The following is a 25,948-nucleotide window of genomic DNA, read 5'->3' as shown; positions in this document are numbered from 1 at the left end:
GGCCGCGAAAGAATTGGGGCAAGACAAAGCAGCCCAGCGAAAGATTACAGGCCATGCCCCAGACGACATCCCGACGGAACCGGACCGACTTCCGGCGCCGGCTCGGGCGCGACCTCGCCTACAACCTGTCGGCACTGTTCACCGGCATCATTGCCTTCACGCTGGCCGTCTCCCTGTTCTCCCTGGGCATCTCCACCGTCATCATCTACCTCGGCGTTTTCATCCTGCTTGGTGCCCTGTACACCGCCACGTTCTTCGCCGATGCCGAGCGGCGGATTGCCGCGTGGGCCACGGGCCAGCTGCCGCCGACCTATTACAGGCGCCCCACCGCGGGCTCGGCCATGCTCCGCATGTTCGACCCGCTGCGCGACGGCCAACGCTGGAAGGACCTGATCCACGCCGTGGTCTCTTTCCCCGTGCGGGTGTTGGCGTTTTCGGTGACCATCAGCTGGATCGCCACTGCCCTGGGCGGAATCACCCAATGGATGTGGGAGCGCTACTTGCCTGAGCCCAGCGTTGGACTGTCGGACATCCTCGGCATCGACCCGGGTTACCGCGTGTGGATCCAGGTCGGACTGGGCTTGGCCTTCCTGATCACGCTGCCGCCGGTCTCCCGTGGTTTGGCGCTTTTGCAGCGCTCCCTGGCGGTCGGTTTGTTGACCAACGAACGGCAAGCGATGCGCGAGGAAACCGACCGGCTCGCCACCTCCCGCAGTTCGGTGATCGCCGCCGAGGCCGACACGTTGCGCAAGATCGAGCGCGACATCCACGACGGCCCGCAGCAACGCATGGTCCGTATGAATATGGACCTCGAGGCCGCCAAACGCCGGCTCGACCCACAGGATGCCGCAACCAAGGAGTTGCTCGACTCCGCCCTCGAGCAATCCCGCGGTGCATTGGCCGAATTGCGGGCTTTGTCCCGCAGCATCGCTCCGCCGGTGTTGGTGGACCGCGGCCTTGTGTCCGCCCTTGATGCGGCGGCTGCCCGGTCCCCGATCCCCGTGATCGTCGAGGCCACGGACCAGGCGCACAGCAGGTTTGCGGCAGCCATCGAACAGGCAGCCTATTTTGCCGGCGTCGAATCACTGACCAACGCCGCAAAGCACTCCGGTGCCGCGGCGTGCCGGCTGCGGTTGGATGTCGCCGAAGACCACTTGGTTCTTCAGGTCCACGACGACGGCGTCGGCGGAGCCCACCTAGGCAAGGGCACCGGGTTGGCGGGGCTGGCCGATCGCTTGGCTGGTGTTGACGGCACGCTCACCGTGGATTCCCCCGAGAACGCGGGCACCGTCGTCTCCGTTTCCATCCCCTTGAGAACAGGTGGCTAGGCGGTCTTCACGGGCGGTGCCGATAAGCTGGATTTCGTGCGCATCGTTATAGCCGAAGATTCAGTCCTGCTCCGTGAAGGTTTGGTGCGATTGCTGCGCGAAGGTGGTGCCGAGGTCCTCGCCGCCGTCGCCAACAAGGACGAATTACTTGAAGCGGTCGATGAGTTTTCACCCGACGTCGTACTGACCGATGTGCGCATGCCACCCGGTTTCAGCGACGAGGGCTTGCGTGCCGCACAACAGATCCGCAGTAAATACCCGCGCATCGGCATTCTGGTGCTGTCCCAATACGTCGAGCTCACCTACGCCACCGACTTGTTGGCCGGCGCTTCGGCGCCCGGGGCCGGCGGACTTGGCTACCTGCTCAAAGACCGCATTGCCCGGCTCGAGGAAATGATGGATGCCTTGGAACGGATCCAGGCCGGCGGGGTCGTGCTGGATCCGGAGGTTGTCGCTGCCGCGTTCAGCAAGCCGCGAACCGACCCGTTGGCCGCGCTCACGCCGCGGGAACGCGAGGTCCTAGAACTTATGGCCGAGGGCCGCACGAATGCCGCCATTGCGGCAACATTGTTCTTGTCGGCCGGCGCCGTGGAAAAGAACATATCCTCGATTTTCACAAAGATGGATCTTGCACCCAGCCAGGACGACCACCGTCGTGTGCTGGCGGTTCTGGCTTGGATGAAGGCCTAGGCCGGAGGCTGCCGGATTCTGATGGGCAACATGTAATCGAACATGTCCAATCTGCGGCACCCTACGGTGCCGCATGACGGGGTGGTGCCGCCCAAGGAACGGCACCACCCCGATGCATCCAGCTTTAGAAAGGCCAGTTGTTGTAAGTCGTGACCTGGCCGAAGCCACCAGCCTGCTGGTTGGTCTGGTCGGCCGTTACGCCGCCGAGGAATACGCCGCCTGCCAGAACCATCGTTGCAAGCGCTGCGCCTATGAGCTTCTTCAAGGGAACTCCATTTCTGTCGATAATGTGGGCACCTTCGAGGCTTCGCCCGTTCCACCGACACTTCATTACGTCGGCCACCCCAAAATCAAATCCTAGCTCCCACCTGAATATATGGGGCGTTAATCACAAAAATGAATCAAGATTTCTCGGATTTTATGCACTCCCCGAACCGGCAGAAAGAGGCCGAGGCCGGACGTAACCGTTTCAATTACAGCACCGCAACGCCAGTACATAGACCATAATTGAACAATGCACTCCCGCTCACTAGAAGCCGAAGCGTTCCGTTGCGAGGCACTCTTCCGAAAGGCCCGGCTAGCCGAGGACCAGCACCTGATTGCCGGTGCCGCCGCAGCCTGTGCCCGCGCCTATGCGGCAATGGGCGAGACGTCGAAAGAATGGGATTTCATCTACATACTCGGTCAATCCGAAATTCTATCCGGGGCATACAGCGCGGCTTTGCGAACCTCAGAGCTCCTTTTGGATTCGCCCATTTCAGATTCGAACCCCGATTTGAAGGCCAGGGCGCTGCTCATGCGGGCATCCGCGCTGCGCAACAAATCCCAGCATGTACCCGCGATCGCCGCTGCCCGTGACGCGCTGACCACGCTGAACACAATCGACGGCCATTTAGACATCCATGCCGAGGCCTACCAAGGGCTCATCGCCAGCCTCGTGGAAGCCGGGATGACCGATGATGCGTGGAGCCTCAGGGAAGATTTGAAAGCGATCCTTGATCGCATCAGTAATTCCAAAGTCGCCAGCAGCGGATACTGGACATTGGGCAATCTTGCTCTGGCCCACGGACGGCACGCAGAGGGACTGGATTACCACGACCGAGCGAGCGAACTGCTGGCACCGACCAACGACATGCATGCATGGGCGCGATTCAACAAGGCAACCGCCGATGTGCAGCTACAGGCCGGGATCGCCAACGATCAAACCCTCCACTGCATTGACCGAGCCCAGCTGGCCTACGACATCATCGGGGGCAGCGAGCCTGAATTGATGGGCTTGGCAGTCACACGGGCGCGCTGGAGCCTGGCCGCAGGCGAACCCCTAAAGGCCTCGGAAGTCTTGCAGGAAGCATTCGGCTCAGCGTCGGGCGACGACGACTCCGAGCACATTTCGGCGCACCTGCTCTGGGCACAAATCCTCACGGAGCTGGGCCGCGAGGTCGAAGCCCAACATGAACGCGACAAGGCGATCCGCCTGCAGGTCTTGGCCGAGCAAGGCCGAAACTGACACCGCCAGGCAGCACGATTCAGCAATGTTCCACATGCCGCAGCAGGGACGGCACGTCGTGCAGGTCCCGTCCCCACGGCTTGACCCACACCACGGTGGCCGTGACGTGGGGTCAGTGAAGTTGGCTCAAAATGTGATGTTGACTACACTGGTTCAATGCATTCATTCCTAGGGGGTAGGAAATTTTGACGGTAGAAGTTGCGGAGGTTCGTGCCACTCCTGCGGTCGGAGCGCGATCATGCGAGGCGGTCCCCACTGTCTCCGGTGAGAACGGAGAGTTTCAACTGGGAACGCAAAAACCATCCAAGTCGATGTCGCCCGCCGATTTCAATGCGTCGCGGCGCAGGATCGACCGGCGACGCACCGGCCGCACGGATGTCTACTTGGGTTGCGTGGCGGGCCATGCCGTAACTGTTTCCCACCAGCTGGCAAGCCATTCGGAGTCCGCCACGGAGAATGTCGGTTGGTCCACACCATGGAACCAAGACGCCCGACTCATCGAATCCGACCCTCGCCGCCGCTGCCATCGACGGAGGTATGCAGGTGTCTAAAAGCGAATTTTCAGGGACAGTCATCGATGGGGCAAACTGGGAGGCTTCCGCGACCCGTCACGGTAGCCCGCTTTGCCTGTGGACTTGGTCCGGGCCCCAAGCCCGGATGGCATTCTTCGAGGATCACATCCTCGAAATCTACTTCCCACCCGGGACCATGCTGGCCCTGTCGACGTTGGAAGAAATGTCGGAATACTACGAGGAACGGACCAACGAGGTTTACCCGCATCTCCTCATCGATATTTCGGGTCTCGATGACGTTGAGGCCGACGTTCCGCCGTACTTCAACGGCCTGATCCGAAACTTGCGGGTTGCCATGTTGGGTTCAGGACCGGCCGACCGGGTCCTGGCCCGTTTCTTCATGCGCAAGCTGGATGGCGGCCGCACCTGCGCCTACTTCGAACAGGGGAGCGACGCCGTGGAGTTCGTGCTGCGAAGTGCCTAACCAATTTCCCACGGAGGGCGTCGACCCCCGCATTGAACAGATCGTGGCGGCCATCCTGAAGATCGCCGACATGGACTTCGACACCGGACTGCGCCCCGGCCCGCGTCGTGATGAGATCGATGCGATCATCATGGGCATCAACGCCATGTCCGCCGAACTCAAACTGACCTACACGACGCTTGACCGCCGGGTGGAGGTCCGGACGAGCATGCTGGAAAAGGCCCGCGACCAGATGGAGCTGCTGGCGTACACCGATCCGCTGACCCAACTGGCGAATCGTTCGGCGCTGATGCGCGACATCGAAATCGCACTGCAGGATTTGGAGGACGGCGGCCCGGCTCCAATCCTGTTGCTCCTCGATCTGGATGCGTTCAAGAGCATCAACGACACCCACGGCCACGCCGTCGGAGACCAAGTCCTCCGCCAGCTTTCCACCAGGCTTCGTTCCGGTATCCGGTCACAGGACCTGATTGCCCGGCTGGGAGGCGACGAGTTTGCCGTGCTTCTTCGTTCCCAGGATCACGGGGCCTTCGAACTGGGGCAACGGATCGTCAGCAGCGTGAACGAGCAAATGGTCGTGGATGGAATCAGCCTTGCGCCCGGTGCAAGTTTGGGTATCGCGGTGGCGGCTGCCGGGTACGATGCCGACCGTCTACTGCTCGAGGCGGACACTGCCATGTACACCGCCAAGCAGTCCCGCACGTCCAAGGTCCACGAATTCGAGCCCTACATGCTCTTTGAGCGGCAGCAGAAGGCCGCCATGGTTGCGGACCTGCGCATGGCCCTGGGCACCGACCAAATCCTTCCGTACTATCAGTCGTTGGTGTCGCTGCAGGACGAAACCATCCTCGGTGCCGAGTTGCTGGTTCGGTGGGAGCGTCCCGAATTCGGGTTGACTCCTCCCGGCGAATTCCTCGCGGTCGCCGAGGAAGCCGGCATGATGGGCGCCATCACGGAACAGCTGTTGGATGAGGCATTGAAGGACCTCAGCCGCTGGCGCGCACTCGGGTTGGTCGATGGGGACTTCACGGTTCATCTCAATGTGAGCTCGCGGGAACTTCATCTACTAGGCTTCCCCGACATCATTCGCGACGCGCTTCGCCGCCACGGGTTGCCGGCCTCCACCTTGGCCCTGGAAATCACCGAGGACAAGCTCATGACGGGCGACAGGCTGCACAAGTACACCCTGTTGGCCCTGCGGCAGATGGGGGTGGAGGTGTACATCGACGACTTCGGGACGGGTTATTCCTCCATCAGCTACCTGCGCCAGTTGCCGGTAGCTGGCGTGAAGATCGACAAATCACTTGTCGACGATGCGGACACCGACCCCCAACAGGAGAAACTGCTGATGGCGGTCTCGTACCTGATCGAAGCGTGCGAGCTGGCGTGTGTGGTGGAAGGCGTGGAAACCCGCGGGCAAGCCGACAAGCTTCGTGACATGGGCTTCGAGTGCGCCCAGGGATACCTCTTCGGCAAGCCGATGGGCAACGCGGATTTCACGGCCCTGTTGTCCACCCAACCGCCAGGCAAGGATCGGGACTTGGCTCGCTCTTCGGCGGAACGGGGTCGCAGCGCCGGCTAGATGTCCGCGTCCGGATAGATGCTGCGTGTTTCCGTGCGTCGGTTCCTGCCGTGGACCCAGTCGGAGGGGTAGATCTTCGGCAGGATCTTGGAAACCGACAGCGCCGCATACATCAGGGTGTTGATGGCGACGAAGGTTGCCCAGACGGCAAACCACCCGCTGTGCAGCAGGGATTCGGGAAGAACCAAACCCGTGGGTAGAACCAGTCTCATGCTGCGTCCACTTTCACTTCGGTTTTTGCTTCGTGCTGCAGGTGCGTCCATGCTGCGCGGCGGCCCACGGCACTGTCGATGATGCCCTTGACGTAAACCACGTTCAGGTACATGTCGAAGCAGAGCTCGGGGATCAGCAGGGCAGCCAGCAATCGGGCCCGCCACCCGCCCTTCCATACCGTGATCAAGCGTTCAAGGGTGAACACCGCACCGAGTCCCAGCCAGAACGGGAACCAGATCCAGCTGTCCAACGCCAGCGCCATGACAAGCAGCAGCGCCAGGTAGGAGAAGAGTGCAATGACGCCGTATCCGATGCCCAGTTGCTGCGCCCAGTAGCGCAGGGTCTGCGGGGTCATGCCATAGGCACCAAGGTTTTCCAGGGCGCCTCGCTGCCAACGCAGGCGCTGGTTCCACAGCGTGCGCCAGGTCGGCATCAGCTCCGTGACCACTGTGCATTCCGAAGGGGAGACGGTCAAAGCGCCAAGCGATTTCAGCGCAATTGTCAGCTCGTTGTCCTCGGTCAGGGCCGCGGTGTCGTAGACGTCGCCGGGGATTCCCGGCAGCGCGCTTCCCCTGTTGGCGGCCACTTCCCGCAGGGCAACCGGCCTGAACAACGAGGCGGTACCCGTCAGGACGAACACCCGGCCGCGGCGGCGCTTCAGCTCGCGTGAATACCTGATGTACTCGTTGCGCTGGAACTGCCCGATCAGTCCGTGGCCGGGTTCGCCGTAGAACAGGCCTCCGACGGCCATCAGCGCCCGGTCGTTGGCGAAGCGTGAAGCTGCCGCCTCCAGGAAGCCGTCATCAAGCTGGGTGTCCGCATCCATGATCATGACAATGTCGTTGTCGCCCTGGAAGGGAAGAATTCTCGACAGCACCTGGTTCAAGGCCCCGGCCTTCTTCTTGGAGTTGCCAACGCTTGGCATGACTTCAATACCGCGCTCTGCGGCGATGCGCTCAGTGTCGTCGGTGCAGTTGTCGGCCACCACGATCACTCGATCGGGTGGGTGCGACTGTGAAAACAGCGAGTCAAGCGTACCCGGAAGCGAGGCTTCCTCGTTGTGCGCCGGAAGCAGCACGGTGATCGTGATGGGACCGGCAAATACGCCGCGGGTCTTGTTCATGATCAGCTTGGGTGCCAGCGGGGTTATCGTCACGTCGCCGGAGCGCCGATAGCGCGTGGCGATTCGACGCTCGACAACGGCGATGCCGGCCGCCAGCAACAGCGCCAACGCGATGGCCGTGTACATGATGGCTTGGTCGGGGGCTTGGGAATCGTAGAGGATGCTCCACAAACCAAAAAGCCTGCCCCGGGAGGTGATGCCCTCTTCGACGTGCATTTTGGTTGCAACGGCAAACATCAACAGGGCCGCGGCCACAACAACCGCCAAGGCGATGATGACACCTGCCCAGCGACTGAAATTCGACTTGTTCACGCGTGGAATCCTAGTGGAAACCCGCGTGCTTTCTCCTCCGTGTCTCCGACTTTGACCACTGTGTATTCGATATGTGACGGGGGAAGTCACCCGTGTCCATTTCATGGGCAACAATCCGCGCGGGTATCCGCGTTGATCGAGCGACAATGCACCGGGGAATCCTGGGCCGTGGGCGGGCCGGAGGCTCGCGCCCAAGGCCCGTTCGAGCCCAACTTTCCCCGACCGCGGTGAATGCGCGTCTCCCGGCCGCGGGTCGGGCGGCGCCATGTTTCTGCGATGTTCTGTCGTAGATTGGGTCCATGAGCGCAATCGAGGAATCGTTTTCCATGGCCGTCGGCGACACAGCGGTTTCCGCTGTTTTCGCCAACCCGGCCGGATCCGTCGCAACCGTCGTCGTGGCACACGGGGCGGGCGCCGGCATGGACCATCCATTCCTCACTGGGTTCACCGGGGCCCTGAACGAACGCGGCATTGCCACGATGCGCTTCAATTTTCCCTACAGCGAGGCGGGAAAGAAGTTTCCCGATCGGCCGCCGGTTGCGATTGCCACCTGGAACGTTGCCATGGATGCCGCGAGGCAGCGGGCCGCCGGACAACCGGTCTTCGCCGCGGGAAAGTCGTTCGGCGGGCGCATGGCTTCCATGGCGGTGGCCGAGGGCATGGAAACCGCCGGACTTGTCTTCCTGGGCTACCCGCTGCATGCGCCGGGAAAGCCCGAAAAGCTCCGCGACGGGCACCTTTACGGGCTCGACGTGCCCATGCTCTTCCTGCAGGGAACCCGGGACCCGTTTGCGCTGCCGGGCGAGTTGGAGCCGGTGGTTGAGCGCATCGGCGCCAACACCGTCCTGAGGTGGTTTGAAGGCGGGGACCATTCCTTCAAGGTGGCCCGGTCGAAACGCACACCCGAAGAGGACGGTGCCGCGCTGGCCGACTCCGTGGTGGAGTTCGTCCTTGCCAGCAGCTGAGCGATCGGCGGGGCGAACCACCTAGAGCATCGGCACGACCAGGTCCCGGACCTGCTTGCGCAGGATCTTGCCGAGCATCGAGCGCGGCAGGTCGTCGACGGCCACGATCCGCTTGGGAACCTTGTAGCCGGCGAGCGCTCCGCGGCAGTGTTCGCGCAGGGCGGCCTCGTCCAGGGTTGCGCCGGGCTCGAGTTCCACGGCGGCGACCACCATTTCCCCGCCGTTTTCCAGGATCCTGCCCACGGCCGCTGCGTCCCTCACGTCCGGGTGCTGGCGAAGCACCGATTCGACCTCGGTCGGCGAGACATTGAATCCGCCGGTGATGATCAGCTCCTTGGCCCGGTCCACGATCGTCGCGAATCCGTCGGCGTCCACCGTCACCACGTCCCCGGTGCGCAGCCAGCCACCGGGAAGCAGCACCGCGTCGGTTTCCTCGGGGTTGTTCCAGTAGCCCATGAACACCTGCGGCCCCTTGACCAACAGTTCGCCGGGCTCGCCCTGGGCGACCTCGGTTTCCGGGTTGCCCAACTTCACGACCTTGACCAGGGTGGAGGGGAACGGCAGGCCGATGGTTCCGGGCTTCCGGGTCGTGTGCAGGGGGTTGCCCAGGGCCACGGGCGAGGTTTCGGTCATCCCGTAGCCCTCCACCAGCGGTCCCCCGGCGACCGACTCCCACAACTGCGCGACCTCCACCGGCAGGTTCATGGCGCCGGAGATGCAGTACTTGGCCGAGCGCAGCGAAACGCCCTTTTCCCGGGCGGCGAGGACCGTGCGCTCGTAGACCGGCGGCACGGCGCTGAAGATCGTCACGGGGGATTTCTTCATGGCGGCCAGGATCAGGTCGGGATCGAACTTCGGGAAGAGGACGAGCAGTCCCTGTTTCCGCACGCCGAAGGTCAGGTACATGGTCATGCCGAACGCGTGGAACATCGGCAGGACCGCGTAGAAGATCTCCTTGCGCGGCCGGGCCCCCGGCATCCAGGCTTCGCCCTGCAGTGCGTTCGAGTGCAGGTTGAAGTGGCTGAGCATCGCGCCCTTGGGCCGCCCGGCGGTTCCCGAGGTGTACTGGATGACAGCCAGGTCGTGGACGTCGGGGTGGGGATGGCTGGCATCGAGCGTCCCCCCTCCCAACAGTTCCTTCCAGGGCGTGGTTCCCGGAGCCGGTGCGGTCAGCGCCTTCTTGGTGGTCCGCAATGGCTTCACGGGCAGGTGCAGGGCCAGCCGCTTGACGGCGGGGAACTCATCCAGAAGGTTTACGGAGACCACGTGGCCGGGCTGGATTTCCTCGGGGAATTCCTTGATTGCCGCCGCGGTCCTGTCCCAGACGATCGCCACCCGCGCCTGGTGGTCCTCGAATTGGCCGGCCAGCTCGCGGGCCGTGTAGAGCGGGTTGTGTTCGACGACCACGGCGCCAAGGCGCAGGATCGCATAGAACGCCACGACGTGTTGGGGGCAGTTCGGCAGGATCAGGGCCACCCTGTCCCCCGCCTTGACGCCCAGCAAGCGCAGGCCTTCCGCGGCTTGGGACACCTGCGTGCCCAGCTCCGAGTAGCTGGTGCGGCGGCCGAAGAATTCCGTGGCCGGGCTGTCGCCGGCCTCCGCGACGGCGCGCCCAAACATCCTGGTCAAGGCTTCGGAGGGGAGATCAATCTGCGCTGGAACACCCGGCTGGTAGTTCTTCACCCAGGGCTGCGTCTCATTGGTCTCCATCCCCCAATCATTCCACCGTTCCAGGTGGTGACCCTGCCCCGAGACGCGGTTTCACTCTCGGCCCGCGTCCGGCGAGGCCCCTGTGTTTCGAGGCGAATACGTGGCCTTGCGCCGCGTGACGGCATTGGTTCGCACCTCGGGAGATCCGGGGTGCGTTTCCCCGATTCGCCCCCGACGGGTCCAGATGCGCGGGATTTCGGGGACAAATGGCAAGAATTAGTCCAAATTTTCGAACCACCATGGCCTTAATCATGCACAATGGGAACGTGACGACGCACAAGGCCGGTCCCATCCAAGATCAGCTGCCACTTTCGGATGCGGACGCCCCCGTGGAAGGGCATGCGCTTCCGGGCCGGGAGCTGGATGAACTGCGGGCCGAAAACGCCCGGCTCCGGCGGCTGCTGGAGATCGGCGAGCATGAGTCGCGGGCCGCGCGCGAGGCCCAACCCGAACTCGCGCTTCACGCCGACGGCCCGGTGACAAGCCGCTCCCCCGCAGAAACGAAGGTCGCCTTCTACCAGTCGCTTTTCCGCGCCCGCACCGACATCTATGCACTGCGCTGGGAAAACGCCAGGGCCGGAAGCTCGGGCTGGGTGCCCGCCGTCGCCGGGGGCTGGCGCAAGTGGATGGACCGGGAGAGCGCCGACTACCTGCGCTTGACCCCCTCCGCCGTCGAAGCCCACCTGCGCGGTTCCGAGCACCTTGGCCTGTACCCGCTGACCAACAACGACGGCTGCTACTTTGTCGCGGCCGACTTCGACGGCGCCGCGGCCCTGCTCGACGCCCTGGCCTACACCAAGGCGGCCCGCCACTTCCAGATCCCCGCGGCCCTGGAGATTTCCCAGTCCGGGCGCGGGGCACACGTCTGGATCTTCTTCACCGGGGAGGTCCCGGCGACCGATGCCCGGGCGTTGGCCAGCGGGTTGCTCACCGAGGCCATGAACATCCGCGGGTCCATGTCGTTGAAGTCCTACGACAGGCTTTTCCCGTCCCAGGACCGCCACACCGGCAAGGGCATGGGCAACCTCATTGCAGCTCCGCTCAACGGAAAGCGCCGGCAGCACGGGGCCACGCTTTTCCTGGACACCGGCACGCTGGAACCCTATGCGGACCAGTGGGCCTATCTCTCGACGCTGGGCAGGGTGAGCCCGGCCGAGCTCGGCCGGATGATCCGCAGGCTTCCGGCCCCCGTCACCGGCGCGAAGACCCGCTTCCGGGCGCCCACCGCGACGAAGATCGTGCCCCGGACCGCCGCGCTTGTCCATGCGGAGATCGGCTCCCGCATCACGGTGCGCGCGGACGACCTGGGCCCGGCCATGGTCAGCGCGTTGAAACACGCGGCATCCCTGCCCAACCCGATGTTCTACGAGAAGCAACGGCAGGGCCGCTCCACCTGGGACACCCCGCGCTTCCTCACCAGCTACGACGAAACCCTCGAAGGCGACCTGATCCTGCCGCGCGGGGTGCGCCCCCTGCTGGAGGAACTGGTGCACAGCGCGGGCAGCACGCTGCAGCTTGAGGACCACAGGGACCGGGGTACCGCCCAGGATTTCACGTTCGCCGGGGAGCTGCGCGACGGCCAGCGCCAAGCGGTCGCACACGCCCTGGAGCACGATCTTTCGCTCATTGTCGCCGCCCCGGGCTCCGGGAAAACCGTCATGGCGCTGGCCGTGGCCGCGGCACGCAACACCAGCACGCTGATCCTGGTGGACCGGAAGGCGCTGGCCGACCAGTGGCGCGCCCAGGTGCTTGCCCTTTTGGGCGTCAAGGCCGGACAGCTGGGAGGCGGGCGCAACAGGCTGCGCGGCGCCATCGACGTGGCGCTGCTTCCCACACTGGCGCGCAAGAAGGACGTGGCCCAGTTGTGCTCCGGGTATGGGCAGGTCATCGTCGATGAGTGCCACCACGTTCCGGCCGCCGCCTTCACGCAGGTCATGAACCAGATCCCCGCTGCCCGCTGGCTCGGCCTGACCGCCACGCCGTATCGCCGGGACGGGCTGGAGGAACTCATCTTCCACCAGCTGGGCACGCAGACCCACGAATTCACCAAGGCACGGCCCGGCCAGCTGCCCGATGCCGTGGAACAGGCTCCCGCCCCGGCCCTGGAGCTGCGGCTTCACGAAACCGCCTACGCCTATGCGGGTGACGCCGTTGCCGGGGAACCCGGCGGACTGCATGAAATCTACAGGGACCTCATGGACGATCCCGGGCGATCGGCACAAATCGTTGACGACGTGTGCGCGGCGTACGCCGGCGGGGCCAAGGCGCTGGTGCTTTCCACGTGGAAACGCCACCTGGATTTGCTGGCCGCCGGCCTGCGGGTGCGCGGCATCGAACCGGTGATCCTGACCGGAGCGCTGAAGGGCAGGGAGCGGACGGCGGCGGTTGCCGCAATCGAGGCCACGGCCGCGGAGTCGCCCATTGTGGTGCTGGGAACCGGCTCGCTCATCGGCGAGGGGTTCGACGCCCCGGCCCTGGACACGCTATTCCTTGCCGCGCCCATATCCTTCAAGGGCAGGCTGGTCCAGTACGTGGGCAGGGTGACGCGCAGCCATCCGGGCAAGGAGGTTGCGGTGGTGCACGACTACCACGACGTCCTCACCCCGGTGCTTGCATCCTCGTGGTCCAAGCGCCGGGCCGGCTACGCGGACATGGGATTCACGCTGCCCAGGGCCAAGTAGTTTCACGCCCCGGCAGCACGCCGCAGTCCGCATCACAATGAAAGGCGCCGCAATCGATGACTCGATCGCGACGCCCGCACCGGTCCACCCGGTCACATCTGGACTTTGGGAACTAGTTCCAGATGTCATCCCCGCGCAGGGAAGCATCGGCTCCACCGTCGGCGTAGATGGTCTGGCCGGTAACGTGTGTGTTCTCCGCGCTGGTCAACCAGGCCAACAGGCGGGCCAGGACGATTGGCTCCGAGTGGTAATTCAGCGGCATGGGAACATGCTTGTCGGTCAGTTCGCGCCCCTCCGGGGTGGAGAGCAGCTCGGTCGTCATGGCCGAGAGCACCGTGCCCGGGGCAATGGCGTTCAACGGGATGTTGGCACCGGCCCAGGTGTCGGTGATGGATTCCCGGCGAACCCAGCGGGAGAGCGCACGCTTGCTGGAGGGGTAGTTCAGGTAGGCGGGACCAGGGCCCGCATCGACAAGCGCCGCACCGATCTTCACCGCACCCACTTCGTCGCCCGCCAACAGGGCATCGACAAGCTCGGAAGAGTTCGGCTGCAGCGAAGCCATGGAGCTGACAACCGCCGCGCGCGGGGCCGCGCTCCTGGCCAGCGCCGGGGCGAGATGCTCCAGGAATTCGGTGACGCCGAAGTAGTTCACCTTGACGGTCAGCGGGGACGGGGCGGAGATCCCGGCACTGGCAATCACCGCGTCCACCGTGCCACCCGCCAGCTCGAGGGCCTTTTCCGCGGCAGCAACGCGCCCTTCGGGCGTGCTCAGGTCGGCTTCGACCTCGGCCCCGCGCAGGTCAACGCCGATGACGTTTTCGCCGCGCTCGCGCAGCAATTGCGCCGCGGCCGCACCGATTCCCGAGCCTGCTCCGGTGATGATGTACGTACGGGTCACGAGGTGTCTCCTTCGCTGTCATCCCTGACGGGACGGCGGTGGGTTGTTCCGGCGGACAGCGAGTCCCCGGCCTGACCGGGAATCACACTTACTGTCCTTGCGACACCATATCATTTTTACTGTCGAGACGACAGCATGTTGAGGCGCGGTCCACTCCAAGGGCGCCAGGGCCCCCTCCGAGACCGCCGTCAGGGATTGACCAGCGACTCCCCGTTGACGCTGCGCACCGCCCACGGCCCCTCGTCGTCGTCCAGCAATGAGACCGAGCCGTTGAGGATCGTGTCGAACGGGCGTCCGGCGAGTGCGGAAAGCGTGTAGCGGATGATGGTTCCGTGGCACACGATGGCCACGTTCCTGCCGGGGAGATCCGCCGCGATCAGCTCGATCGCCTTGCGCCCGCGGGCCACCACCGAGTCGAGGGCTTCGATGCCGCCGCCGTTCTTGTTCGGCCACAGTACCTCCCACTCCTCGTCGCGCATGCCCTCGGCCTGGCCGTAGTCGCGTTCGATGAGTTCGTCGTAGCTCCGGCCCAGCTCGATGCCCAGTCCGTCGGAGATGATCTCGGCCGTCTCGCGCGCCCGGGACAGCGGGGAGCTGACGATCGCGTCCCAGTGCCCCGCGCCGAGCACCGCCACCGCGTCGCGTGCCTGCTGCCTTCCCACGTCGTTAAGCGGGATGTCGCTGGAGCCTTGCAGTCGGCCTTCGGCGTTCCAGTCGGTCTGGCCGTGGCGGATGAATCCTAGTTTCATGGGTTCATTCTCTGCCCGCGGGTCCCCCGGCCGCTACTTCGCGACGCCGCGCGAACGACCCGGCGTCGAGGGCCACCACGGAACCTGTCGCGGTGTCCGCCCGGAAACGGCGATCCCACCGGCGGTCCCCGGCTTCCACCGCGCAATGGACGATCGCTTCGCCGCGTTCCACGTCCTCTGACGTGATCGTGTAGGTGGGAGTGAAATACAGGGTCTGGCCTCCGGCCTCCACTTGTGCGACGGGGAAGTCGGCAGCCAGGTCCCCGTCGAAGTTCGCCTCCAGCTGCGCCTTGACCGTTTCAATTCCGCTATTCCTGAAACGCCCGGTGAAGGCCAGGATGTCCCCGGCGCGCAGTCCCGGGGCGGCGGGCCCGTAGTTCGCGTCCTGGGCCTCGCGGGTGCCAAGGATCTGGTCCCCGTCCCCGTAGCCCTGCCCGATTTCCTTCCACGTGTGCACGCCCCACTGGGCGGGCTCCGCGGAAATGACATGGGATTCCCCGACGCTGATCCAGCGTGCGGGGCGGCCGGGTGTGATCGAGCGCAGCACCATGGAAAAGTCCCCGCCGTCGTCGTCGAGGTACGTCTCGGCCTCGGCCTGCAGCAATGCAGGCGTCAGGGCTTCCGCATCCAGCCTGGCGAAGACGATTTCGCTGTAGCCGTTGGCCTCGTAGAGCACGCCGAGCGATCCGTCGGCGAGCACGGCGCCGGTGGAATACGCGCTGGAACCGGGGCAGATCGTCGCCACCGGGCGCCAGCCGGCGCCCTCGTCGCGGGAGATGCTGAGCACCGTGTTGCGGCGCAGGTCGGCGTCCCTGTTGTTGGTGGCCAGCAGCGCGCCGGGGCCGGCGCCCGTTTCCGGAAGCCTGAAGATGCTTCCGTTGTCGCTGGGGTCCGGCAGGCTCGGCACCGGAACCAGCGGCCCGTAGCTGTGTCCGCCGTCCGTGGACAGCGCCTGCAGCCTGGCGCCGCGGGCGCGCGAGTTCAGCAGCACGCGTCCGCCGGAGAGCTCGACGACCTTGTTTTCGTTGGCCTCGGTGGCCGTCGGTTCACCCAGCGCCCAGCTTTCGCCGTGGTCGTCTGAGTAGGCGGAGGCCGCGCGGATCTCTCCATGCAGCAGGATGACCATTTGCTGGATCAGCCGCCCCGCCCACGGGCCTTCTTGCAGTTGGATCCCGGCGCCGGCAGCGGCGAAGAGGCCGGTGATGCCGGCGCGCTTGAGCTGCGCGGTGATGCGGCGGTGGCTCCAGCTCAGGCCGTCGTCGTCCGAGAGGGAGATGTCCACGTGCTGCACCGCGTCCTCGGGCTCGAGGCCCTCGACGGCCTCGAAGAACCCGGCATGGGTGCCCGCCGCGTGGAAGCAGAAGATCCGCCCGGTGGCGCGGTCCACCAGCAGGCTCGGATCCCCGAAGCCTTGCAACCCGGTGCCTGTGCGGATCTCCCGCTGCTCTTCCCAGCTCAGTCCGTTGTCGAGGCTGCGTCGCAGCAGGAGGTCGATGGTGTTGGGCAGGTCGTCGAGGTTCGGTCGGCCGTCGTAGGCGGCCAGGACGGTCCCCCGGATGGAAACCGCCAGCGCGGGGATCCGGTATTGGCGGTGGCCGCCGACGCCGCGTGCGGCGAGAACCTGATGGGAGAATCCTTCGGAAGCATTGGGCATCCCCCACATCTACCCGTGTTTGGCTGGCGGGCCAAGTTGGTTCGGCTTGGTTACGGGCCATTGACGTGGGCCATCCATCAGAGGACGTGGCCCAGTGCCGCGCCGCTGGCTATTCTCCGTGCCACAGTGGCAGAGGAACCAACCCACTGTTTCTTCCGGCCCCATCCAGAAGGTGACCAAGACGCTTGTAGTAGCGGATTACCGCCTGCCGAGAGATCACGGTGCTTCCCGGAGCGCGAGTTGCCAGCTCCCGCTCGTGGCCTTGGACTTCCAGATAGTCGCGGACCCACAACGTCACTACCAGGTTTTGGGCGCCCAAAACTTGTGCGCTGAGGCGGCAACTTGGCAGTTCCGAGAAATACCGGCCCACCGCGTCAACATGGATGGCGGGAACGTTGAGGACGAGCGTGACCTCCCGCATGCCTTGTTGAAAGTCCATGGACGTATCGCACCTGAGCGCCATGTAGCCGGCGGCGAGGAAGCGTTCCAGCCTCCGTCTGGCCGTCTGTGGCGAGACCATGCAAGCGGCACCCATTTCCGCCCAAGTGGCCCTTCCATCGCGGGCTAGTTCCTCCAGCAAGAGCGCATCGAGCCCGTCTGGTTGAAACTCGGGCGGCGGCGGCTGAGCGCTGGCGGCAATGAGCTGCGCGCGCCCGGGTTCCAGGGTGCCGCTGCGCCAGTCGGCGGCCTGCCTGTATAGCTTGGTGATGAAGACGATCTCTCTTTGGGTGACCCCCGGCAAATCAGCAAATGCGCCCGTGAGAATATCCATCAGGGCTTCATGACTCGACGCAAAGCAATCGATGAACAGATCGTGCGATCCCGACACCAGGGATACCGTGCCGAAAGCCGGTTCTGCGCAGAGGCGGCTGACAATGGCCTCGAGCTCAGCGGGCACTGATGACACATAAATGAACGCCGACCACCCCACGCTGGGGTATCGCGGCCCCGGAGCGGGAGTGATCCAGGCCAGCCCTTGCTCCGAGAGGGCGTTCCAGTGACGGGCAACGGTGGGAGCGGAAAGACCGAGCACATCGGCGACCCTGGACCAGTCAGCGCGGGGATTGACCTGCAATGCATTGACGATTTCGAGGTCAAGTTCTGAGATCATGGTCGATTCTTACATATTGATCATCTATCTGGTGATTTCAAACAGTTTGGAAGGGCAACGCGGACGCAAAGATAGCGTTGTGACTCGCGCCACTCGGGCGCAAGCGTCCCAAACCATAAGGAATCGCATGGTAAACAAGACAGCGCCACCGGTCACGGCGGCCATTGCGCGACGAACCATCTTGGGCATGATCGTGGCGATGGCCCTGATCGAATCGCTCAGCGGCGTCACCCAGGGATACTTGAATCCCATCCTGCCCGCGCTCGGGCCCGTTTTTTCGATCGACGATCCGACGATCAACGGCATCTTCCTGATCTCAAATGTCAGCTTTGCCGTGCTCACGCCGATTATCTCGCGGCTCGGCGACAGCTATGGATACCGGCTCGTGCTTCGTTGGTCGACAGGCGTTGTCACGCTGGGGGTGCTCCTGATGGCCCTGTGGCCGTCTCTGTGGACAGTGACGGTGGGCGTTGTCATGCTCACCTGCGTCGTTGGGTTCATCCCGCTCATGATGGGCATTTTAAGAGTCACCAGCCCGGGACATACCCGCACGGGAGTCAGCGTCATGATCGGCGTGCTGATGATCATGGTTGGCGCGGGCGGTCTGCTGGCCGGCATTGTCGGCGTCACCGACCCCACTCTGGGTTTCTGGGTAGCGGTCCCGTTTGCCGTAGCGGCACTGGTGTGCTCCTTCCTACTGCCCGATGCCGGGACACCCACGAGGGAGGGGCTCGCCGTCACACCGCTGCTGGCTTGTTCATTGGGGCTGATTGGCTTTGTGGTCGCACTTTCGATGGGCCCGGATTGGGGCTGGTGGGACGTACGGACCATCGGTTGCGGATTACTGGGGCTAGCGTTGCTGGCGGCCTGGGCCGTGCTTGACAGCCGGAACCCGGGTGTCGGAAAGAGGTTCATGGACCTGCGCATGCTCGCGAACCCGCGGATCCGCGCCGTATCGCTGGCCACGTTCTTCTTCGGCTTCGCGTCCATTAGCTACTTCGGCACGAACGGGATCTTCTTGCACGCGAACCCGGACAAGGCGGGTTACGGATTCGCTCTTAGTCCGTTCATGATTGCCATCGTCCTTGCCGTGGCATCGGTGTTCTCGCTGATCTCCTCGCTGTCGACCGCACCGCTACTGAGGATTTTCGGCGAACGTGCGACCCTGGTCTTCGCCGGCCTCCTGCTGGCAGGCGGCTTCGCGGTCATGGCCGTGGCACATGCTTCCTTTGTGGCGTACTGTGTCGGGTTTGCGATGTTCAACCTCAGCTTGGGGATGTACCAGGCGGCAACTCGATCGCTCTCGGTTGAGGGTGTGCCGCTGGAGGAGACCTCTACCGCGGCCGGCCTCAACGAGCTGGCGCTCTCAGTGGGCATTGCGGTTGGTGCGGCCGTGGTGAAAATGATTTCATCGACGTTCGCCGTCTCTGGTCGCATTAGCGAGGGTGGCCTCATCGCAATCTGGGGAGCATTGGCCGTTGCCGCACTGGTCGCAGCGGCAGCCTCCGCCAGCTATCCCAAGCGCAAGGCCTCCGGGGTCCTGGCATGAGCGCATCTGTCCCGCCAACCGATTTTCCCCGGACGCCGGAAGCGATCCCGGCCTTGGACTCCGAGATCGAGGGCAGAGTGGCAGCAGCCTTGGAGCACTGGCAATCCGATGTTCTTGGCCTGAGCCATGCGATACATGCCGATCCCGAGCCCAGCGGGGAAGAGTTTCGTGCCGCGGACCGGGTCTCCACGCTGCTGAAGAAGGCCGGCTTCACTTTCGATGCGGTCCAGCCCGACTTGCCGGCCTCTTTCAGTGCGCGGTTCGGGTCCGGGGAGCTGGTGGTGGCGCTCTGCGTCGAATACGATGCCCTGCCGTTCATTGGACACGCCTGTGGGCACAACGTGAACGCGGCCTCCGCCGTGGGTGCTGCCCTGGGTCTGGCGGCCGTGGCCGCGGAGCTTGGCATCACCGTCAAAGTGCTGGGCACGCCGGCCGAGGAGACCACCGGCGGCAAGGTGGACCTGATCAACGAAGGATTCTTCGCCGATGTTTCAATGGCGATGATGGCCCATGCCGGTTCCGAGGACGTGGTGGGTGGCAGCTCATTGGCCGTGTGCATGTGGGACGTGCTCTACGAGGGCCGTCCCTCGCACGCCGCAGCAGCACCGGAGGAGGGCATCAACGCACTGGATGCATTGGTTGTAGCGCAAACCGCCGTCGCCCTGGCGAGGCAGCAGCTTCCACCGGGGTCCATTGTGTCGCTGATTGTTACGGAGGGCGGAAGCGCGGTCAACGTCATCCCCGAACGTGCCCGGGCCAGCGTGGAAATGCGATCGCCCAGCATGGCCAGCTTGGGCATCATCGAGGGACGGATTCGGCATTGCCTGGAGGCCGGTGCACATGCCAGCGGCAGCTCCCTCACGATCACCCCCACAGGCCACCCCTTCGTGGAGCTGCGGCAGGACCCTTTCCTGTCCGAGGCCTACCGCAAGTCGATGGCCGCCCGGGGGCGGGACGTCCGTTTCAGCACGGAACCGGTGGCGTCCACCGACATGGGCAACGTCTCCCATTTGGTGCCAAGCATTCACCCCTTGCTGGGGTACGACGTGGGCGGCGCCGTCCATCACACGGCAGAGTTTGCCCGCCACGGGGTGTCGGTCTCCGCAAACAGGGCGGTGCTCGACGGCGCATTCGGCCTGGCCATGGCCGCCAGCGCGGCGGCAGCCGATCCCCGGCAACGAGAACGGCTGCTCAGCAACACCCACGGTTGATCCGGCCACCCTCCGGATCAAAACCGGGCGCCTGGACTAAACGCCGTTGGCGGTCTCGAGGTTTTCGTTGATGATAGCCGGCATTAAGCACACCGGTTTGGCGCTGAATGCCTCGCTCGGGGACACGGCCTCATGGGTCGCCACGGTCCACGTTTCCAGGGCAGGACCGCCGGCACACATACGCAGGCAGCAACCGGAAGCCCATGGGCACGATGCGCTCGCCGCCGAAGCCATCCGCCTAAAGCCCGGTGGGGGGGGGGGGGGGGGGGGGGGGGGGGGGGGGGGGGGGCGCGGCCCCCGCGCGCCCCCCCCCCCCCCCCCCCCCCCCCCCCGCCGTCGTTCCGGACGGCGATCTAGCGCAGCGGGTTGAAGTGCCGCATCACGGCCGGGACCGATTCCCCGGTGATCGACGCGGCAAGCATCTTGCCGGTCAGCGGGCCCAGCGCCACGCCCCACATGCCGTGCCCGCCGGCGACGTGCACGCGGGAGGATCGGGTGGCTCCGATCAGCGGCAGCCCGTCGGTGGTGCAGGGGCGGGATCCGACCCATTCCTCCTGGCGGTCCTCCCAGTTGATGCCCGTGAACAGCGGGGAGGCGGCGGCGACGATCGCCTCGATGCGCTTGGGCTCCAGCGGGTGGTCGGCATCGCGGAACTCCATGGTGCCGGCAACGCGGAACCTGTCGCCCAGCGGGGTGCAGGCCACGCGCTGTGCCGGGAAGTAGATCGGGTGGGTCGGCATGACCTCCGGAACCACGGTGAAGGAGTAGCCGCGACCGGCCTGGACCACGCGCTTGACGCCGAACTTCCGGGCGAGCTTGCCCAGCCAGGCGCCGGAGGCGATGACCACCGAGTCTGCGTGCTGGATCCTGCCCTGCGTATCCACCACCTCGACGCCGTGGTCGTGTTCGCGGATGTCGACCACGTCGAAGCCGGTGACGATGTCGGCGCCGCGCGCCAGCACGGAATCGGCGAGCGAATCCATGAACTTGGGCGGGTTGATGAAGCGCTGGTCGTGGATCTGCACGCCGGCCTTGACCCCGTCGCCGAGCGTCGGTTCCAGGGCGCGGATATCGTCGGCACCCAGCAGGTCGAACTCGACCTTGCCGCCGGAGGCCCGGATGCCCTCGAACTCGTGCAGCAGCGCGTCGCGGTCCTTGAGGTTCTTGAAGCCCGTGAGGAACGGTTCGGCGGGCTTCGTCTTCTCGCTCATGCCGGTGGACAGTGCCACCGAGCCGGCTCCCGCATCCGCGCCCCATGCGTTGGCCTCCGCCGAGCTGCGGGCGACCGTAGTGGTCGTGCTGCCCTCGGCGAGTTCGTCGAAGGCGTCAAGGCCCGTGGCGCCGATCTCGCTGAAGACGGCCATGGCCTCGCGCCACTTCCCGGGCGTGCAGTGCCGGGCGAACCCGAGCAGGAAGCGGATCAGTGAGGGCTTGGCCGAGAGCGGGATGTAGAGCGGCGAGGCCGGATCGAACATCGTCTTGAGCCCGTAGGTCAACACCGACGGCTCGCTCAGCGGAAGCGTGAGGGCCGGGGTGAGCCAGCCGGCGTTGCCCCAGGAGGAACCGGCGGCCACGCCCTCGCGGTCCACGACCGTGACCTTGACGCCGTGTTCCTGGAGGTACCAGGCGGTGGAAAGCCCCACCATGCCGGCACCGATGACGACCACGTGCTCCGGGGTCTGCGTATTGACCATTTCTCGCTCCAATCCGAATTGTTGGTGACGGCGAATCGCGCACGTCCTGGTGCGCGGTCCGCCGGAAAATCTTGGGGGTGGCCGCAACGGGGCCGGCCCGGTCCCACTAAGCCAGGCCGGCCCCGTCACGAGTCTTGAAGGAAGGCTGCGCCGGTTTAGACGTAGTCCTTGTACTTGTCCAGGTGGCGGACCGGGGTGGAGAGCGCGTCGCGGCGGAACGGGTCGCCCAGTTCTCGGGTGCACATGATCTCGATGACGGTGGTCTTTCCGTCGATCATCTGGTTGTTCAGCGCCTCCTTGAGGGCGGCGCCGACGTTCTCCAGCTTGTCCACGACGATGCCCTCGGCACCCATGCTGCGGGCCATCTCGGCGAAGGATTCGCCGTTGTCCAGCTCGCCGGCGATGAAGCGGCGGTTGTAGAACTCGACCTGGTTCTTCTTCTCGGCACCCCACTGGCGGTTGCGGAAGACGACCGCGGTGACCGGGATGTCGTGGCGGACGGCCGTGAGGACCTCGCCCATGCTCATGGCCCAGGCGCCGTCGCCGGCGTAGGCGATGGCCGGGCGGTGCGGGGCCGCGGCCTTGGCGCCGATCATGGTCGGCAGCGCGTAGCCGCAGTTGCCGAACGACATCGGGGCGAAGAAGCTGCGCGGCTTCTCGAAGCGCAGGTAGCTGTGGGCCACCGAGTTGATGTTTCCGATGTCGGTGGAGATCATGACGTCTTCCGGCATCGCCTTTTCCAGCTCGCGCAGCACCTGGCGCGGGTGCAGCCAGTTGCCTTCCTCGCCCTCGGCCTCGGCGATCACGTCCAGCGAGTATTCGTCCTGCTCGTGGGTCCACTCGGAGAGCTCCTGCTCCCAGGCTTCCTTTTCGGCCTTGATGTTTGCTGCGCGTTCGGCCTTGGTCGCATCCGATGCCAGTTCGATGCCCTCGAGGCGCTTGGAGAGTTCGATGGCAACGGCCTTGGCGTCGCCGGTGATGCCCACGGAGATCTTCTTAACCAGGCCGAGCTTGGTGTGGTCCGCATCGATCTGGATGATCTTGGCTTCGGTGGGCCAGTAGGCCTGGCCGTACTGCGGCAGGGTGCCGAACGGGCCGAGGCGGGTGCCGAGGGCGACCACGACGTCGGCCTCCGAGATCAGCTTCATGCCGGCCTTGGATCCCTGGTAGCCCAGCGGACCCGCCCAAAGCGGGTGGCTGGCCGGGAAGGAGTCGTTGTGCTGGTAGCTGTTGACAACCGGTGCGCCGAGGCGCTCGGCCAGGGCCTTGCACTCCTCCACGCCGTCTGCCATGACCACGCCGCCGCCGGAAACGATGACCGGGTTCTTGGCGGTCTTCAGCAGTTCGATGGCCTCGTCGAGGGACTTGGTGCCGCCGGCACCGCGGTCAACGCGGCGCGGGGCCGGGATCTCGGTGATGGATTCGCCGTAGAAGTAGTCGCGCGGGATGTTCAGCTGGGTCGGGCCGTTTTCGCTCATGGCGCGGTCGAAGCAGCGTGCGGTGAATTCGGCCATGCGGTTCGGGTGGGTCACGTGGCCCTGGTACTTGGTGAACTCCTGGAACATCGGGAGCTGGTTGGCTTCCTGGAAGCCGCCCAGGCCGATGGTGTTGGTTCCCGCCTCCGGGGTGATGATGACGACCGGGCTGTGTGCCCAGTAGGCGGCGGCGATGCCGGTGACGCAGTTGGAGATGCCGGGGCCGTTCTGGCCGATGACCACGCCGTGGCGGCCGGAGGCACGTGCATAGCCGTCGGCCATGTGTGCCGCGCCCTGCTCGTGGACCACCGGGACCAGGCGGATGCCGGCCGGGGCGAAGATGTCCATGGCGTCCATGAACGCGGAGCCCATGATGCCGAAGATGTCGGTGACGTCGTTGGACACCAGGGTCTCAACGAAGGCCTCCGACGACGTCATCTTCTGGGCGCCCTTGGTTACTTCGCGGGAAGCGGCCTTTTCTGTCATTACAACTCTCCTTCACGATATCGAGACACTCCAACCATGCAATGTCTCAAAAAATGGTTCGTTTTGTTCCCAAAAGCGGGATTGATGACAAAACTATGCGACCCAAATCACATCCGTCAACCCCCTGTTCCATTTATTCTTCTCACTGATACGATTTAATGAAACTTCGCACATCGGCAGATCGGACCAATCATGGAAAACCTCACGGAACCGGAACTCGGACCCGCGGGTGCCGTTGAAGGGGAAACCCCGGCCCTGCGGCTGTTCGCATTGCTCGAGCTGATCACCACCCGCGACCAGCTCTTTACGTTGCAGTCGCTGGTGGACCAGACTGGCCTGCCCAAGCCGACCCTGCACCGCATGCTGCAGCAGCTGGAGGGCGCCAACCTGCTGACCCGGCAGAGCGACGGCCGGCACTATGGAACGGGCTCGCGCATGCGGCGCATGGCCGAGGACGTGCTGCTGAACGACACCCGCTACGGAACCCGCCACGCGATCCTGCGCCGGCTGGTCGACGAGATCGGCGAAAGCTGCAACATCACGGCTCTGTCCGGCAACGAGGTCATCTATCTTGACCGTGTGGAAACCGATGAGCCGATTCGCGTCCACCTGGGCCCGGGTTCGCGCGTGCCGGTGCACTGCTCGGCCAGCGGCAAGATGATCCTGTCCCAGTTCGGCCCCACGCAGCGCGAACGCGTGCTGGCCACCGGGGAATTGCAGCGCTTCACCGCCCACACGCTCACCGACACCGCCGAGATCGAGGCCGAACTCGGCCAGATCCGCCTGCACGGCTACGCGCTGGACCGCCAGGAATTCCTGGACGGTCTGGTCTGCCTGGCCGTCCTGGTCCCGAATTCCTCGGGGCGCTCGAACCTTTGCGTGGCGGTGCAGGCGCCGATGATGCGCAAGAGCACCGACGACCTGATCAAGCTGCTGCCGGCCCTGCGGCTGGCCGCGGAAAGCATCGCCCGCCTCGAGGACCACGCGGACCTGGGTTCCCCGGAATCCGAACCCATCGCGGTCGGGTGGTGAGGAAATGAACGAGCTGCAGGCGCCCGGCCAGATCCTCGTTTCGGTGCGCGAGGTCTTCGGGATCGACAGCGACCTGCGCGTCGCCAAGTTCATCGAACGCACCGAGCACGTCCCGACCATCGATCCCGCCTACCGCTTCAACCGCGACACCACCCTGGCCATCCTGGCCGGCTTCACGCACAACAGCCGTGTCATGGTCCAGGGGTTGCACGGCACCGGGAAATCCACCCACATCGAACAGGTCGCGGCACGGCTGAACTGGCCCGCGATGCGCGTGAACCTGGACGGGCACATCAGCCGGCTGGACCTGGTCGGCAAGGACACCGTGGTCGTCCGGGACGGCCAACCCGAAACCCGGTTCCAGGAGGGCGTGGTGCCCTGGGCGATGGTCCAGCCCATGGCCCTGATCTTCGACGAGTACGACGCCGGGCGCCCCGACGTGATGTTCGTGATCCAGCGCCTGCTCGAGCGCGAGGGCAGCTTCACGCTGACCGATCAGAACCGGGTCATCCACCCGCACCCCCATTTCAGGCTCTTCGCCACCTCCAACACCGTGGGCCTGGGCAACCTCAACGGCATGTACCACGGGGTGCAGCGGCTGAACCATGCCCAGCTGGACCGCTGGAACATCGTCGCGTCGCTGAACTACCTGCCACTCGAGGACGAGGCGCAGATCGTCGCCGCCCGCGTCCCGGCGCTTGCCGATGCCAAGGGCATGGAGCTGATCCGTTCCATGGTGCAGGTCGCCACGCTGACCCGCGACGGCTTTGCCGCCGGCGACATCTCCACCCTCATGTCCCCGCGCACGGTGATCACCTGGGCGGAGAACATCTCGATCTTCCGCGACCCGGGCCTGGCTTTCCGGCTTTCCTTCGTCAACAAGTGCGACGAGGCCGAACGCTTCACCATTTCCGAGTACTACCAGCGGTGCTTCGCCTCCGAGCTCGACGAGTCGTACGCACTCGTCCCGGCCGGGGTCTAG

At 65.0% G+C, this 25,948-nt stretch carries 21 protein-coding genes; 11 read left to right on the top strand and 10 right to left on the bottom strand.

Annotated features, from left to right (window positions below; all coding sequences use genetic code 11):
* Window positions 1-53: 53 nt before the first annotated feature.
* Together ACFY5D_RS13635 and ACFY5D_RS13630 are read left to right on the top strand one after the other, a co-directional pair.
* Window positions 54-1,328, top strand: coding sequence for a sensor histidine kinase (locus tag ACFY5D_RS13635; RefSeq protein WP_387530593.1), 1,275 nt, complete (start codon window positions 54-56; stop codon window positions 1,326-1,328).
* A gap of 36 nt (window positions 1,329-1,364) precedes the next feature.
* Window positions 1,365-2,018, top strand: coding sequence for a response regulator (locus ACFY5D_RS13630; RefSeq protein WP_387530591.1), 654 nt, complete (start codon window positions 1,365-1,367; stop codon window positions 2,016-2,018).
* Window positions 2,019-2,142: 124 nt separating this feature from the next.
* Here ACFY5D_RS13630 and ACFY5D_RS13625 read toward each other — a convergent pair whose 3' ends face one another.
* Window positions 2,143-2,283: a hypothetical protein gene (locus ACFY5D_RS13625; RefSeq protein ID WP_387530588.1), complete on the bottom strand. Its 141-nt coding sequence runs from the start codon at window positions 2,281-2,283 to the stop codon at window positions 2,143-2,145.
* Between the two features lie 249 nt (window positions 2,284-2,532).
* Here ACFY5D_RS13625 and ACFY5D_RS13620 point away from each other — a divergent pair, with 249 nt between their 5' ends.
* From ACFY5D_RS13620 to ACFY5D_RS13610, 3 genes are all read left to right on the top strand, one after another.
* The gene (locus ACFY5D_RS13620; protein WP_387530585.1) at window positions 2,533-3,525 is read left to right on the top strand and encodes a hypothetical protein; all 993 of its coding nucleotides are present in this window, start codon (window positions 2,533-2,535) and stop codon (window positions 3,523-3,525) included.
* A gap of 657 nt (window positions 3,526-4,182) precedes the next feature.
* Window positions 4,183-4,521 (top strand): hypothetical protein, encoded by a 339-nt coding sequence (locus ACFY5D_RS13615; RefSeq protein WP_387530582.1) that lies wholly within the window; start codon window positions 4,183-4,185, stop codon window positions 4,519-4,521.
* A complete protein-coding gene (locus ACFY5D_RS13610; protein ID WP_387530580.1) occupies window positions 4,514-6,103 on the top strand; it encodes a putative bifunctional diguanylate cyclase/phosphodiesterase in 1,590 nt (529 codons plus the stop codon). Before ACFY5D_RS13615 ends, ACFY5D_RS13610 begins: the two co-directional genes overlap by 8 nt.
* Here ACFY5D_RS13610 and ACFY5D_RS13605 read toward each other — a convergent pair.
* Together ACFY5D_RS13605 and ACFY5D_RS13600 are read right to left on the bottom strand one after the other, a co-directional pair.
* Complete coding sequence (locus ACFY5D_RS13605) at window positions 6,100-6,315, bottom strand: hypothetical protein (RefSeq protein ID WP_387530577.1); 216 nt, start codon at window positions 6,313-6,315, stop codon at window positions 6,100-6,102. The genes ACFY5D_RS13610 and ACFY5D_RS13605 overlap by 4 nt on opposite strands.
* Complete coding sequence (locus tag ACFY5D_RS13600; protein ID WP_387530574.1) at window positions 6,312-7,751, bottom strand: glycosyltransferase family 2 protein; 1,440 nt, start codon at window positions 7,749-7,751, stop codon at window positions 6,312-6,314. Before ACFY5D_RS13600 ends, ACFY5D_RS13605 begins: the two co-directional genes overlap by 4 nt.
* Before the next feature lie 299 nt (window positions 7,752-8,050).
* On the opposite strand from ACFY5D_RS13600, the gene ACFY5D_RS13595 reads away from it, so the two are divergent.
* Window positions 8,051-8,716 carry an alpha/beta family hydrolase gene (locus ACFY5D_RS13595; protein WP_387530571.1) on the top strand — a complete coding sequence of 222 codons (666 nt, stop codon included), beginning with the start codon at window positions 8,051-8,053 and terminating at the stop codon, window positions 8,714-8,716.
* 21 nt (window positions 8,717-8,737) lie between these two features.
* On the opposite strand, the gene ACFY5D_RS13590 is transcribed toward ACFY5D_RS13595, so the two are convergent.
* Window positions 8,738-10,426, bottom strand: coding sequence for a long-chain-fatty-acid--CoA ligase (locus ACFY5D_RS13590; RefSeq protein WP_387530568.1), 1,689 nt, complete (start codon window positions 10,424-10,426; stop codon window positions 8,738-8,740).
* Window positions 10,427-10,692: 266 nt separating this feature from the next.
* Here ACFY5D_RS13590 and ACFY5D_RS13585 point away from each other — a divergent pair, with 266 nt between their 5' ends.
* Window positions 10,693-13,107: a DEAD/DEAH box helicase family protein gene (locus tag ACFY5D_RS13585; protein WP_387530565.1), complete on the top strand. Its 2,415-nt coding sequence runs from the start codon at window positions 10,693-10,695 to the stop codon at window positions 13,105-13,107.
* 112 nt (window positions 13,108-13,219) lie between these two features.
* On the opposite strand, the gene ACFY5D_RS13580 is transcribed toward ACFY5D_RS13585, so the two are convergent.
* From ACFY5D_RS13580 to ACFY5D_RS13565, 4 genes are all read right to left on the bottom strand, one after another.
* A complete protein-coding gene (locus ACFY5D_RS13580) occupies window positions 13,220-14,005 on the bottom strand; it encodes an SDR family oxidoreductase (protein ID WP_387530562.1) in 786 nt (261 codons plus the stop codon).
* A gap of 188 nt (window positions 14,006-14,193) precedes the next feature.
* The gene (locus tag ACFY5D_RS13575; protein ID WP_387530559.1) at window positions 14,194-14,754 is read right to left on the bottom strand and encodes a histidine phosphatase family protein; all 561 of its coding nucleotides are present in this window, start codon (window positions 14,752-14,754) and stop codon (window positions 14,194-14,196) included.
* Window positions 14,755-14,758: 4 nt separating this feature from the next.
* Window positions 14,759-16,408, bottom strand: a complete 1,650-nt coding sequence (locus ACFY5D_RS13570) for an exo-alpha-sialidase (protein ID WP_387530556.1) — start codon at window positions 16,406-16,408, stop codon at window positions 14,759-14,761.
* Between the two features lie 109 nt (window positions 16,409-16,517).
* On the bottom strand, window positions 16,518-17,519 hold the full coding sequence (locus ACFY5D_RS13565; RefSeq protein WP_387530553.1) for an AsnC family transcriptional regulator: 1,002 nt from the start codon (window positions 17,517-17,519) through the stop codon (window positions 16,518-16,520).
* A gap of 127 nt (window positions 17,520-17,646) precedes the next feature.
* Here ACFY5D_RS13565 and ACFY5D_RS13560 point away from each other — a divergent pair, with 127 nt between their 5' ends.
* Both ACFY5D_RS13560 and ACFY5D_RS13555 read left to right on the top strand, forming a co-directional pair.
* Window positions 17,647-19,068: an MFS transporter gene (locus tag ACFY5D_RS13560; protein WP_387530550.1), complete on the top strand. Its 1,422-nt coding sequence runs from the start codon at window positions 17,647-17,649 to the stop codon at window positions 19,066-19,068.
* Window positions 19,065-20,279 (top strand): M20 family metallopeptidase, encoded by a 1,215-nt coding sequence (locus ACFY5D_RS13555; RefSeq protein WP_387530547.1) that lies wholly within the window; start codon window positions 19,065-19,067, stop codon window positions 20,277-20,279. Before ACFY5D_RS13560 ends, ACFY5D_RS13555 begins: the two co-directional genes overlap by 4 nt.
* A gap of 353 nt (window positions 20,280-20,632) precedes the next feature.
* Here ACFY5D_RS13555 and ACFY5D_RS13550 read toward each other — a convergent pair whose 3' ends face one another.
* Together ACFY5D_RS13550 and xsc are read right to left on the bottom strand one after the other, a co-directional pair.
* A complete protein-coding gene (locus ACFY5D_RS13550) occupies window positions 20,633-21,973 on the bottom strand; it encodes an NAD(P)/FAD-dependent oxidoreductase (RefSeq protein WP_387530544.1) in 1,341 nt (446 codons plus the stop codon).
* A 155-nt stretch (window positions 21,974-22,128) separates the two neighbouring features.
* On the bottom strand, window positions 22,129-23,934 hold the full coding sequence (xsc, locus tag ACFY5D_RS13545; protein ID WP_387530541.1) for a sulfoacetaldehyde acetyltransferase: 1,806 nt from the start codon (window positions 23,932-23,934) through the stop codon (window positions 22,129-22,131).
* Window positions 23,935-24,126: 192 nt separating this feature from the next.
* Here xsc and ACFY5D_RS13540 point away from each other — a divergent pair, with 192 nt between their 5' ends.
* Complete coding sequence (locus ACFY5D_RS13540) at window positions 24,127-24,966, top strand: IclR family transcriptional regulator (RefSeq protein ID WP_387530538.1); 840 nt, start codon at window positions 24,127-24,129, stop codon at window positions 24,964-24,966.
* A 4-nt stretch (window positions 24,967-24,970) separates the two neighbouring features.
* Window positions 24,971-25,948: an AAA family ATPase gene (locus tag ACFY5D_RS13535; RefSeq protein WP_387530535.1), complete on the top strand. Its 978-nt coding sequence runs from the start codon at window positions 24,971-24,973 to the stop codon at window positions 25,946-25,948.

Source organism: Paeniglutamicibacter sp. NPDC012692 (assembly GCF_042901625.1).
In the GTDB taxonomy this organism is placed as follows: Bacteria; Actinomycetota; Actinomycetes; order Actinomycetales; family Micrococcaceae; genus Paeniglutamicibacter.
The sequence above is the reverse complement of the archived record's forward strand: the minus strand, read 5'-3'. Positions and strand labels throughout refer to the sequence as shown.